This is a genomic window from Brevundimonas sp. SL161 (assembly GCF_049896985.1).
Classification (GTDB): domain Bacteria; phylum Pseudomonadota; class Alphaproteobacteria; order Caulobacterales; family Caulobacteraceae; genus Brevundimonas.
Window position 1 is genome coordinate 137659 of the sequence record NZ_JAFCVJ010000001.1, and the last position, 12235, is coordinate 149893.

Annotated in this window: 11 protein-coding genes; 8 read left to right on the top strand and 3 right to left on the bottom strand. The window is 67.7% G+C overall.

What is annotated here, in order from left to right; translation table 11 throughout:
- The first annotated feature begins 164 nt into the window (after positions 1 to 164).
- The 7 genes from ACP7AU_RS00680 to ACP7AU_RS00710 all read left to right on the top strand — a co-directional run bounded on the left by ACP7AU_RS00680 (position 165) and on the right by ACP7AU_RS00710 (position 7206).
- Positions 165 to 1244 carry a peptidoglycan DD-metalloendopeptidase family protein gene (locus ACP7AU_RS00680; RefSeq protein ID WP_426035191.1) on the top strand — a complete coding sequence of 360 codons (1080 nt, stop codon included), beginning with the start codon at positions 165 to 167 and terminating at the stop codon, positions 1242 to 1244.
- Between the two features lie 113 nt (positions 1245 to 1357).
- The gene (gene yajC, locus ACP7AU_RS00685) at positions 1358 to 1675 is read left to right on the top strand and encodes a preprotein translocase subunit YajC (RefSeq protein WP_303695452.1); all 318 of its coding nucleotides are present in this window, start codon (positions 1358 to 1360) and stop codon (positions 1673 to 1675) included.
- A gap of 31 nt (positions 1676 to 1706) precedes the next feature.
- Positions 1707 to 3311 (top strand): protein translocase subunit SecD, encoded by a 1605-nt coding sequence (gene secD, locus ACP7AU_RS00690; RefSeq protein WP_426035193.1) that lies wholly within the window; start codon positions 1707 to 1709, stop codon positions 3309 to 3311.
- On the top strand, positions 3308 to 4291 hold the full coding sequence (gene secF, locus ACP7AU_RS00695) for a protein translocase subunit SecF (protein WP_426035195.1): 984 nt from the start codon (positions 3308 to 3310) through the stop codon (positions 4289 to 4291). The genes secD and secF overlap by 4 nt, the downstream gene beginning before the upstream one ends.
- 74 nt (positions 4292 to 4365) lie before the next feature.
- Positions 4366 to 4983 carry a hypothetical protein gene (locus ACP7AU_RS00700; protein ID WP_426035197.1) on the top strand — a complete coding sequence of 206 codons (618 nt, stop codon included), beginning with the start codon at positions 4366 to 4368 and terminating at the stop codon, positions 4981 to 4983.
- On the top strand, positions 4976 to 5608 hold the full coding sequence (locus ACP7AU_RS00705) for a squalene/phytoene synthase family protein (protein ID WP_426050205.1): 633 nt from the start codon (positions 4976 to 4978) through the stop codon (positions 5606 to 5608). Before ACP7AU_RS00700 ends, ACP7AU_RS00705 begins: the two co-directional genes overlap by 8 nt.
- Positions 5608 to 7206: a phytoene desaturase family protein gene (locus ACP7AU_RS00710; RefSeq protein ID WP_426050206.1), complete on the top strand. Its 1599-nt coding sequence runs from the start codon at positions 5608 to 5610 to the stop codon at positions 7204 to 7206. Before ACP7AU_RS00705 ends, ACP7AU_RS00710 begins: the two co-directional genes overlap by 1 nt.
- Here the strand turns inward: ACP7AU_RS00710 and ACP7AU_RS00715 are convergent.
- Both ACP7AU_RS00715 and ACP7AU_RS00720 read right to left on the bottom strand, forming a co-directional pair.
- Positions 7178 to 7555, bottom strand: coding sequence for a response regulator (locus ACP7AU_RS00715; RefSeq protein WP_426035203.1), 378 nt, complete (start codon positions 7553 to 7555; stop codon positions 7178 to 7180). The two genes, ACP7AU_RS00710 and ACP7AU_RS00715, sit on opposite strands and share 29 nt — an antisense overlap.
- Entirely contained in the window at positions 7548 to 9059 is a 1512-nt protein-coding gene (locus ACP7AU_RS00720; protein WP_426050207.1) for a sensor histidine kinase, read from the bottom strand. The genes ACP7AU_RS00715 and ACP7AU_RS00720 overlap by 8 nt, the downstream gene beginning before the upstream one ends.
- Positions 9060 to 9157: 98 nt before the next feature.
- Here ACP7AU_RS00720 and ACP7AU_RS00725 point away from each other — a divergent pair, with 98 nt between their 5' ends.
- On the top strand, positions 9158 to 10684 hold the full coding sequence (locus ACP7AU_RS00725) for a carboxylesterase/lipase family protein (protein ID WP_426050208.1): 1527 nt from the start codon (positions 9158 to 9160) through the stop codon (positions 10682 to 10684).
- A 133-nt stretch (positions 10685 to 10817) separates the two neighbouring features.
- Here ACP7AU_RS00725 and ACP7AU_RS00730 read toward each other — a convergent pair whose 3' ends face one another.
- Positions 10818 to 12164, bottom strand: coding sequence for a GH1 family beta-glucosidase (locus ACP7AU_RS00730; protein WP_426050209.1), 1347 nt, complete (start codon positions 12162 to 12164; stop codon positions 10818 to 10820).
- Between the last annotated feature and the right edge of the window lie 71 nt (positions 12165 to 12235).

Below are 12235 nucleotides of genomic sequence, written 5' to 3' on the forward strand. Positions count from 1 at the left end.
CTCGCGAGGGGCTCGCATCCACCTCCCCATTCGCCAGGTGGCGAACAGGGAGGAGACGTCTCGCGCCCGCCCGTTAACCTCTCCGCCCCACTTTCGCGCGCTTTGGCGGGTTGGCTTACGGGCTCCGGCGGGGCATGTCGGGCAGGGTGAACGGGGAGCGGCGGATGCGTCTTTTCAATCGGGTCGGGGCGAACTGGATCAGGGCGGCGGCGATCGCCTTTGCCGGAATGGCGGCCACGGCCTGCGCCAGCTATCCGGAGGCCCCGCGCTATTCGACCCGGCCGATGGAAGGCTATGGCGCGCCCGGCGTGCGCCCGGCCGACCCCTACGGCGCCCAGCCCCAGCCGCCGGTCTATGAGGCGCCGCCGCCGATGACCGCGCCGACCGAGCGGATCGAGGGCGGGGCGCTGCCGCCGCCTTCATCCTCGTCGTCAGACAACTATCCGCCGCCGGCCTACAATCCCCCCGCCTATACGCCGCCCGCGACCTCGCCGTCCTATGTGACGCCCCGGGCGCCCATGAGCGTCAACGCGGGCGCGGCCTATGTCATCCAGCCGGGCGATACCATCTCGGGCGTCGGACGACGTTTCCAGACCCCGGTGCAGAACCTGATCGACCTGAACGGCCTGGGGCCGCGCGGCGCGATCACCGTGGGCCAGTCGATCATCCTGCCCGACAGCGCGCTGGACACCGGCCCCGATCCCTATGCGACCGGTCCCGCGCCGGTCGGGGTCATGGTGCCCGAGAACGGGGTGATTCCGCCGCCGCCTCCGCCGCCGTCCGGAAATCCGGCCGCGCCGCCGCCGACGCGACAGCCGGATGCGACCGGCTCGACCGGCGTCGCGTCCGCTGGAGCCACAAGCCTGCAATGGCCTGTGCGGGGCGAGGTCCTGCGTCGGTTCGGGCCGGTCGGTCTGGGCGAGCGCAACAACGGCATCAATATCGGTGCGGCGGCGGGCGCACCGGTGAACGCCGCGGCCGGCGGGCGCGTGGCCTATGTCGGCGACGACATCATCGGCCAGGGCCTGACCGTCCTGATCATTCACCGCGACGGCTGGCGGACCGTCTATGGGCATCTCGGTTCGGCGACGGTCGACGACGGCGCGGACGTGCGGGCGGGCCAGCAGGTCGGCACGGTCGGGCTGACCGCCGGCGACGGGCGTCCCTCGATCCACTTCGAGACCCGCCGCATGCAGGGCGACGAGCCGGTGGCGATCGATCCGTTGACTGTTTTGCCACGGTAGAGACGCCGAACCATCACGCCGCGTTGCAATCGCAGGGGCTCGGCCCTAGGTTCCGCGCCTTGTTTTAAACGGGCGCCCGGAAGCGGCTGCCCCATCCCCCGGGGAATGACCAAATGACGCCCACTGGTGAAGGCGGCCTGATGGCCATGATCGTGCAGTTCCTGCCGTTCGTCGCGATCTTCGTGCTGTTCTACTTCCTGCTGATCCGTCCGCAGCAGAAGCGGGCGAAGGAACATCAGGCCCTGATCGCGGCCGTGAAGCGCGGCGACACCATCGTCCTGTCGTCTGGCCTGATCGGCAAGGTGACCCGCGTCGAAGAGGCAGAGGTCAATGTCGAGATCGCTCCCAGCGTCAATGTGCGGGTGGTCAAGGGCATGATCGCCGAGGTGCGCAACCGCACCGCCATCGCCGCCAACGACTCCAAGGCGTGAGCCTCGGCTCGCTGAACCGGAACCCCCGTCCATGATTCAGCTGTCGCGCTGGAAGATCATCCTGGTCGTGTTTGCGCTCGTCTTCGGCGTGCTGCTGGCCTTCCCGAACGCCCTGTCTCCGGCGCAACGCGAATCGTTGCCGGGCTGGCTGCCGAAGAACGCCCTGAACCTGGGTCTCGACCTGCAGGGCGGATCCTATCTGCTGCTGGAAGTCGACGTGGCCGCGATGCGGACGAAGCGCGTCGACAACCTGATCGAGGACGTCCGGGTCTCGCTGCGCGAGGCGGGCATCGCCACCAACCAGATCTCGCGTGAAGCGGGCGGCGCGATCATCACCCTGTCGGATCCGACCCGCCAGGACGCCGGCTATACGGCGCTGCAGGCCCTGGTCGGCCCGACGAACGCCAGCGGCGTGGCCGAGCGTCAGGTGCAGCGCGTCGGCCCCGACCGCATTCGCCTGGCCTTCACCGAGGCGACGCTGAACAGCATGGGCGCGACGGCGGTGGACCAGTCCATCGAGGTCGTGCGCCGCCGGATCGACAGCCTGGGCACCCGCGAGCCCTCCATCACCCGCCAGGGCGCCGAGCGTATCGTCGTCCAGGCCCCCGGGGAGAGTGATCCCGCCGCCCTGGAACGGGTCATCGGCCAGACGGCCCAGCTGACCTTCCAGATGGTCGACACCGAAAACTCGGTGCAGGACGCGGTCGCCGGTCGTGTGCCGCCGGACGCCCAACTGCTGATGGGTTCGGACGGTGTGACGCCCTATCTGGTCAAGAAGCGCGTGCTGGTCTCGGGTGAGAACCTGACCCGCGCCGGCGTCGGCGCCGACCAGAGCGGTCGCCCCGCCATCGACTTCCGCTTCGACGGCCAGGGCGCGCGTCGCTTCGGCGAGACGACCGCGGCCAATATCGGCAAGCCCTTCGCCATCATCCTGGACGGCAAGGTGATTTCGGCGCCCACGATCCAGAGCCCCATTACGGGCGGCACAGGCCAGATCACCGGCAACTTCTCCATCGCCGAGGCCTCCGAGCTGGTGAACCTGCTGAATGGCGGCGCTCTGCCTGCGCCGCTGACGGTCGAGGAACGCCGCACCGTGACGGCCGAACTTGGGGCCGACGCCGTCAAGGCCGGCGCGTTGTCGACGATGATCGGCTTCATCATCATCGTGTCCTTCATGCTGCTGGCCTACGGCTTCCTGTTCGGAGGCATCTCGGTGCTGGGGCTGATCCTGAACGGCATCCTGATCGTGGCGGCCATGTCCCTGACCCAGGCGACGCTGACCCTGCCCGGCATCGCCGGTCTGATCCTGACCTTCGCGGTGGCCGTCGACGCCAACGTGCTGATCTTCGAGCGCATGCGTGACGAGGCGCGGGCCGGACGGTCGGTGATCGCCTCGATGGACGCTGGCTTCAACAAGGCCATGGGCACGATCATCGACGCCAACCTGACCACCCTGGTGGCGGCGATGATCATGTTCATCTTCGGGGCCGGTCCGGTACGCGGGTTCGCCTGGACCCTGACCATCGGCGTGTTCACCTCGGTCTTCTCGTCTGTGCTCGTGGCGCAGATCCTGCTCGCCTACTGGCTGAAGATCGCCAAACCCAAGTCCCTTCCGATCGCGGAGTCCGCCCGATGACCTGGTGGCCCCTTATCAGGACCCTGCCGCAGAAGACGAACTTCCACTTCGTCAAATACGCGCGGGTCGCGGCCGTTCTGTCCGTCGTGCTGTGCACGGCGGCGATCGTGTCGTGTTTCTATCCCGGCCTGAACATGGGCATCGACTTCCGGGGCGGCGCCTCGCTTGAGGTCGCCAAGCCGGCCGGTCAGTCGATCGACCTAGAGGCCGTGCGTAGCTCGGTGGGCGAACTGGAGCTCGGTGACGTGGGCGTGCAGGGCATCGCCCGGCGCGACACCAACGTCCAGGACGGCTCGACCGCCGTCCTGCGCTTCCAGATCCCCGAAGGTCGCGACCAGACGGCCGTCGTGAACCAGGTCGAGGGCGCCATCACCGGCGCGGTCGGCGAGGTGACCTACTCCGGAGTGAGCGTCGTGGGCTCCAAGGTCTCGGGCGAACTGTTCACCTCCGGCCTTCTGGCTCTGGGCTCGGCTATCGTGCTGATGTTCGCCTACATCTGGTTCCGGTTCGAGCCGCAGTTCGGCTTCGGCGCCGTGGCCGGCCTGTTGCACGACGTGATCCTGACGTTCGGCCTGATCGTGCTGTTCAAGCTGGAGTTCAGCCTGAACATGGTGGCCGCCATCCTGACCGTGATCGGCTATTCGATGAACGACACGGTCGTGGTGTTCGACCGCCTTCGCGAGAACCTGCGCAAGTACAAGACCATGCCGCTGCGCGAGGTGATCGACCTGTCGCTGAACGAGACCCTGTCGCGGACCATAATCACCGGCGTCACCGCCGTCATGGTGCTTGCGGCCCTGGCCTTCTTCGGCGGCGAGGCCCTGTTCGGCTTCTCGATCGCCCTGATGTTCGGCATCGTCGTCGGCACCTATTCCTCGATCTACGTCGGGGCGCCGATCATCCTGCTTTGGGGCGTGAAGCGCGGCGAGCTCGCCGAGGACGCCAAGCCGATCAAGCTGGGTATGGCGTCGCGGCCCTAGAGGCTTTCTCCCTCCCCTTCAGGGGGAGGGAGAGGTAGGGTGAGCGTCAAACACCGACTCGGGGGAGCGAACACATGGCCAATCTGCTTTCGAATTTCAGGAACACGCTGATCCTCAGCTTTGTGCTGGCGGGGGTGATGATCTTTGCCTTCTTCCGCATCGCGGAGGTGGACGCGGTCCAATTCTGGCAGGCGGTGGCCCGCTGGTTCCACGTCGGCTTCGGCATCCTGTGGATCGGGCTGCTTTACTATTTCAACTTCGTCCAGATCCGCGTCATGCCGACCATCCCGGCCGAGCTGAAGCCGGCGATCTCGAAATATGTCGCGCCTGAGGCCCTGTTCTGGTTCCGCTGGTCGGCGTTGTGCACGGTCCTGGCGGGTCTGGCCGTCATGGGCCTCAAGGGCCACGTCTATTCGATGGAAGTGTTGAGCTTCGGCTTCGCCGGCGGCCTGGTCCAGGGCGATCAGGGCTTCGCCCTGATGGGCGTCGGCGTCTGGCTGGCCATCGTCATGTTCCTGAACGTCTGGGGCATCATCTGGCCGAACCAGAAGCGGGCGTTGGGCATCGTGGTGGTCGATGATGAGAAGAAGGCGAAGGCTGCCCGCGTGGCCATGCTGGCCAGCCGCACCAACCTGCTGCTCAGCCTGCCGATGCTGACCTCCATGGCGATGTACCAGACCCTGTTTGGCTGACGCTCCCGACAGTCTCGACGATCAGGCCCGTAAGGCCGATCCCGACCGCTGGCTGTCCAGCCGGTTCGTCGGCGACGCTCAGGCGCGTGCGGACCTGATCGCGCTCTACGCCTTCGAGGCGGAGCTGATGAGCATCCCGACGCGGGTGACCCAACCCCTGCTGGCCGAGATGCGCTACGCCTGGTGGCGCGAGCAGATGGACGGGGTGTTCTCGGGCGCCGAAAGACGAGGGCATCCTCTGCTGGAGGCCCTGACAGAACTGGTGGCGCGCCACAGTCTGGACCGTGCGCCGTTCGAGGCCCTGATCGAGGCTCACATCGACCGGGTCCATGGCGAGCCGCACGATCTGGACGCCTTCTATGTCGGGCCGATGCAGACGGCGGTGCGCCTGCTGGCCGGGCGGGGGCATGACCTCGTCGTGGCCGACGCGGCGCGGGTCCGGGGTCTTCTGCAGGTGGGCCGCAGGGACGAGGCGGCGGCGCTGAGACCGGCCGCGAACCGTGCGCTGAAGACCTTGCCGCCGGTCGCCTTTCCTGCGGTGGCTCATGCGGCCCTGGCTACGGATGCGGCCGAGCCGCTCAAGCGGCTGATGCTGATCTGGGCGACGCTGAGAGGCCGTATCTGATGGCCGTGACCCAGACCGACGTCGTCATCCTGGGCGGGGGACACAATGGGCTGGTCTGCGCCTTTTACCTCGCGAGGGCAGGGCTGAAGGTCACGGTGCTGGAGCGGCGCGGCGTCGTCGGCGGGGCGGCGGTGACGGAGGAATTCCATCCCGGATTCCGCAACTCGACCGCCAGCTACACCGTCAGCCTGCTGAACCCCAAGGTTATCGCCGAGATGGAGCTGGCCCGGCACGGGCTGAAGGTTCTCGAACGGCGGATGTCGAACTTCCTGCCGCTGGACGGCGATTACTTCACGGCGGGCGAGGGTCGGACGCAAGGACAGGTGGCGCGGTTCTCGGCGCGGGATGCGGAACGGCTGCCGGAGTATGAGGCGCGGCTGGAGGCGGTGGCGGCGGTGCTGCGGGCGCTGGTGCTGGAGACCCCGCCCAATCTGCCGACTGGAGGCTGGCTGGAGGCCCTGCCGGAGATGCTGAAGTCGGCGTCCCTGGCAAAACGGCTGGGCGGACTTGATCTGACGGGGCGGCGCGACGTGCTGGACCTGTTCGCCAAGTCGGCCGGCGACTGGCTGGACGGCTCGTTCGAGAGCGATCCGATCAAGGCCCTGTTCGGCTTCGACAGCATCGTCGGCAACTACGCCAGCCCTTACACGCCGGGCTCGGCCTATGTCCTGCTGCACCACGTTTTCGGTGAGGTGAACGGGCGCAAGGGCGTCTGGGGCCACGCCATTGGCGGCATGGGCGCAATCACCCAAGCCATGGCCGTAGCGTGCCGCGAACAGGGCGTGGACATCCGGCTGGACGCCGAGGTGGCGGAGGTCCTGACCGGTAAGGGCAGGGCGATCGGCGCGCTGACGACGGCGGGCGATACGGTGCGGGGTCGGGCGGTCGTGTCGAACCTGCATCCGCGCCTGCTGTTTGACCGGCTGGTCGATCCGGCCGTCGTCCCGGCGGATTTCACCGAGCGGATGAGCCGCTATGCGTCCGGGTCCGGCACCTTCAGGATGAACGTCGCCCTGTCGGAACTGCCGCGCTTTTCGGTGCTGCCGGCGCCCGGCGACCACCATACGGCGGGCATCATCATCGCGCCGAGCCTGGCCTACATGGACCGCGCTCATGCCGAGGCGCGGCTGCACGGCTGGTCCAGGCAGCCCATCGTCGAGATGCTGATCCCCTCGACCCTGGACGACAGTCTCGCGCCGCCGGGACAGCATGTGGCCAGCCTGTTCTGCCAACACGTTGATCCGGCGCTGGGCGACGAGCACCGCGAGACGGTGGCGGACCTGATGATCGACACGGTCGACGCCCATGCGCCCGGTTTCAGGGCGTCGGTGCTGGGGCGGCTGGCGCTGGGGCCGCGCGATCTGGAGCGGCGCTTCGGTCTGGTCGGGGGGGATATCTTCCACGGCAGGCTGACACTGGACCAGCTGTTCAGCGCCCGGCCGGTGCTGGGGCACGCGGACCACAGGATGCCCGTGCCGGGCCTCTATCTGTGCGGGTCAGGGGCGCATCCGGGGGGAGGCGTGACCGGCGCGCCGGGACACAACGCGGCGAAGGCCGTGCTGAAGGACCTCAGACGCGGGCGACGCCCAGGGCGTTGAACAGGGCCGCCTTCACCGCGTCCTCGGTGAAGGGTTTCTGGATGGTCGACTGGCCGCGCCAATGGTCGGGGAGGCCGCCTTGTCCGTAGCCGGTGGAGAAGACGAACGGGATACCCTTGGCCTTCAGCGCCTCGGCGACCGGGAAGACCTCGCGGCCAGCCACGTTCACGTCCAGCAGGGCGGCGTCCAGCAGGGGATCGCTGGCCACGACGTCCAGCGCCGCGTCCACCGTCGCGACGGCGCCGACCGGGATCGCGCCCATGTCTTCCAGTATGGTCTCGAGCAGCATGGCGACCAAGGACTCGTCCTCGACCACAAGGATACGGCGCCCGGTCAAACCTTCAGACATGCTGTTGCGTATCCCTATCAAGCGGAATCGAGAATTCTGCTATAAAACCGTCGCTTGCGTAGCCGAGTTTGACGTCGCCCGCCAGATCGTGCCGGACGTTCCTCTCGATCAGCCGGCTGCCGAATCCCTTGCGCGTCGGGGAGGACACAGGTGGGCCGCCGGCCTCGCGCCAGATGACGCTCAGGATCCGGCTGGTCTGGTTGGCAACGGTCCAGTCGACGAACACGCGGCCGTCGGGGTCTGACAATGCTCCGTATTTGGCGGCATTGGTGGCCAGTTCGTGGAAGATCATACCCAGCGACACCGCCGCTGCCGGACCGAGCGCCAGGGGCGGGCCGTTCAGGACGATTCGGGTCGTCCCATGGGCCGCGGTCTCATGCTCCAGCACGTCGCGGAGATCGGCGCCCTCCCAGTGGCTGCGGGTCAGGAGGTCGTGGGTGTGCGACAGGCTCAGCAACCGCGCCTGGAAGCTCTCGGCGAAGGTCCTGGGGTCCTCATGGGAGCGGGCCGTCTGGATGGCGATCGACTGGATTGTGGCGAGGGTGTTCTTCACACGGTGATTCAACTCGTCGATCATCAGCCTCTGGCGCTGCGCGGCGACAACGGCGTCCGTGACGTCGTGTCCCTGAACAAAGATGCCGACGACCGTCCCGTGGTGGTTCCGGACGGGTTGATAGATGAAATCCACGTTGCGGGTCAGTTCGCGGTCTGCGCCTTCGGGCCGGAAGGTGACGGCGACGCCCTTGCCCTCATAGGGTTCGCCGGTCTCGAAGACGGAATTGAGCCGTTCGTAGAAGCCCTGGCCGGCCAGGTCGGGGAGGGCCTCCCGGATCGACTTGCCGGCGATGTCGTCGCGCCCGACGATGCGGGCATAGGCGTCGTTGTGCATCTGGAAGACATGGTCGGGCCCGGACAGGATGGCGACGAAGCCGGGCGCCTGCATGAACATCTCGACGAGCCGGTTGCGCTCGGTCTCGAGGCGCCGATTGTCCTCCTGAACGGCACGGGCTCGGTTCATGACCCCGCCGCCGAGGAGCATGTCCAGCGCGCTGACGGTGGGGCTGTCGTCCCGTGCGCGCCGCAGCCGCTCCAGCTCGGTGATGTCGGACGTATGCTGGAGGATCAGCACGATCCGGCCTTCGACGTCGTGTAGCGGCGTGTGGCTGGCGCTCCAGTAGCGATCCTCATGGCTGACTACGCCGTCCGGGCCGGCGACCGGGATGGCGTATTGGAGCAGCGCCAGGTGATCCCGTTCGCCGGTCGTCAGCACCTTTTCGAAGGAAGCCCGCAGCTGGCGGACATTCTCCGCCCCAGCCGCAGTCGGCCCGCCGTCAAAGATATCGAAGATCGGGCGACCGATCAGCTGTTCCCGCGCCATGCCGACCGCGGCCAGATAGGCGGCATTTATGCCGGCGTAGCGCAGGTCCGGCGTCAGCAGCATGTAGGGGTTTGTCGACGCCTCGAAGGCCGCCGCAAGGTCTGTCGCCTGTTCAAGTGCCCGCACGCCTAGCGTCTCCCCGGTGCGTGCAAGCGCTTGACGCGGAGAAAGGTTCCCGACGCGGTGAAGATTGTGTCGCGAACCCGGGTGGCTAGGATCGCCGCATGTCCTTCACCAGTCTCGCCATGGCCATCCTCATGATCCTCGTGCCCGTTTCGCCGGCCCACCCGGATGCGCAGGTGGCGCAGGGGCGGTTGATCGGCCGACAGGCGGACCAGGTCGATTCCTTCAGGGGGATCCCGTTCGCGGCGCCGCCGGTCGGGGCCTTGCGGTGGATGCCGCCCCAGGCGCCGGCCTTATGGGCAGGCGACCGTGATGCTGGCTCGGTCGGCGCGATCTGCGTCCAGGCCCCGGCCAATGGCGATCCGGGCGTCGGACCGCCTCCATCGAGCGAGGACTGTCTGACCCTGAACGTGTGGACGCCGGCGGAGCGGGCAGGGACCTTGCCCGTGATGATCTGGATTCACGGCGGCGGGTACAGCAACGGCTCGGGCACGGCGGCGCTCTACGACGGTGCCAACCTGGCGCGACGCGGCGTCGTGGTGGTGACGATCAACTACCGGCTGGGGCGGCTGGGCTTTTTCGATCATCCGGCGCTCGCAGCCGAGCGGCCGGCGGGCCAGCCCGCCGGAAACTATGGCGTGATGGACCAGATAGCGGCCCTGGAGTGGGTGCGCGACAACATCGCCGCTTTCGGGGGGGATCCGGCGCAGGTGACGATCTTCGGTGAGTCGGCGGGCGGGGCTGCGGTGACCCAGTTGATGGTCGCGCCCGCCGCGCGCGGCCTGTTCAGCCGTGCGGCGGCGCAGTCGGGGCTGGGTCGGCAACGCTCGGCGTTGCTGGCCGAGGATCGGCCGGGTCGGCCCTCGGCCCAATCGCTGGGCGTCGCCTTCGCGAGGTCGGCCGGGCTGGGCGCGGATGCGACCGCGGAGGCCCTGCGCGCGCTTCCGGCCGAGCGTCTGCTGACGCCCATGCCAGCCTTCTACAGTGACAACCTGATCGTCGACGGCGAGGTCGTGCCGGAGGACGTGGTCGAGGCCTTCGCCGCCGGACGCCAGGCGCCCGTGCCCCTGATCATCGGGACCAACAGCGCCGAGTTCTGGTGGATCCGCCCTGTGGACGCCGGCGCCTATGGCCGTACCGACGACGCGATGACCGACCCCGAGTACGACGCCCTTCTGGCGGCCTACGGCGGGCAGGACGGGTACGACGCCCATGTGGTCAGCGATCTGATCTTCAACGAGCCGGCGCGGCATCTGGCGCGACTGCATGCGCATGCCGGACACGCGGCCTACCTCTACCGTTTCGACGTGGTGCCGGAATCCAACCCCGAGCCCAGCGGCGGGGCGACCCATGCTTCGGAGCGGCCCTATGTCTTCGACAACCTCGATACCGTCGGGAGGCCGATGGGCGGGCGCGACCACCGGGCGGCGACCGTCATGGCCGACTACTGGACCACATTCGCCAGGGCCGGCGACCCGAACGGCGGCGACCGGCCGGCCTGGCCCGAGTTCGGCGCCGCGCCGGACCGGCTGCTGGAGTTCACCAACGACGGGCCGGCGGCCAAGGCGGTCCCGTTCGGTGACCGCCTGGACCTGATCGAGCGGTTCTATGGGCGCGTCCGACGCTAGAGCCTGATCGGCTGACGAGGAATCGCTTCGCGATTCCGCTGATGCCGTGAATCACGGCTCCAGATTTAAGCGAGAGCTTGATTCACGCTTCATGTCGGACCCGCGAAGCGGGTCCACCAGAAACGATCATGCTCTAGAGACAGGCTCCGTTGGTCCGGATCACCTCGGCGTATAGCAGGCCGCTGTCCTTGATCGTCCGCTCCTGGGTCAGGAAGTTGACGTGGGTGATGCCGAACCGCTTCGAATAGCCGAGCGACCATTCGAGATTGTCGAGCAGCGACCAGGCCATATAGCCCTCCAGCTTCACCCCCCTGCCGATGGCGTCGTGGACCGCCTTCAGGTGGGTCTTCAGATAGTCGACCCGCATCGGATCCTGGATGCGACTGTCGATGGCGTGAGGCGGATCGTACCAGGCGGAGCCGTTCTCGGTGACCATCAGGGGCAGGCCGCCCGTCTGCTCATGCAGCCAGACCAGGGTGTCGGTGAAGGCCGGGGGATAGACCTCCCAACCGGTCTCGGTATGGGCGTGCTGGATCTGCTTCACCGGCCGGGCGCGGACGGGCCAGGCGTCGGGCGCGTTCTCGGGCACCGCGCGGGTGTACCAGTTGAGGCCCATCCAGTCGGTCGGTGTCGCGATCAGGTCGAAGTCCCCGGCCGGGAAGTTGCGCATCGCATCGCCATAGACGTCGTGCAGTTCGGCCGGGTAGCCGCGGCCCATCACGGGATCGAGGAACCAGCGGTTCATCTGGGCCTCGGCGCGTTTGCGCGCGGCCTCGTCCTCCGGCCTGTCGCTGGCCGGATATTTCGGTTCGATGTTGAGGACGATGCCGATCCGGCCTTCACCGACTTCGCGGAAGCGGCGAACGGCGGCGCCGTGGGCGCGCAGGACATTGTGGCCGGCGATCACGGCCTCGTAGTGGGACTTGTGGCCGGGGGCCAGGACGCCATGAAGATAGCCGCCATCAACAATGACCCAGGGCTCATTGATCGTGCCCCAGGTCTTCACCCGCCCCTTGAAACGCTCGAACAGCACCTGGCCGTAGTCGGCGAACCAGTCGGCGATGTCGTGGTTCAGCCAGCCGCCCCGGTCGTCCAGCGCCGCCGGCAGATCCCAGTGATAGAGGGTGACGAGCGGCTCGATCCCCGCCTCGATGAGGGCGTCGATCAGGTTGTCGTAGAACTGCAGGCCCGCCTCGTTCAGCCGGCCTGTGCCGTCCGGCATGACCCGGCTCCAGCTGACCGAGAATCGGTAGGCCTTCAGACCCAGCCGCTTGATCAGTTCGACGTCCTCGCGCCAGCGATTGTAGTGGTCGCAGGCCACGTCGCCCGTGTCGCCGTCCTTCATATTGCCCGGAATGTGGCAGAACCGGTCCCAGATGGATTCGCCCGCGCCGTCGGCCATGGACGAGCCCTCAATCTGATAGGCGGCCGTGGCTGCGCCCCACAGAAAACCCTCGGGAAACTGATAGTTGGCGCTCATTTTAAGGCTTTCGTTCGGAAGGCGAGCAGGTGGGGGAGGGAGAGGCCGGAACCGTTGCCGCAGGCCCGACG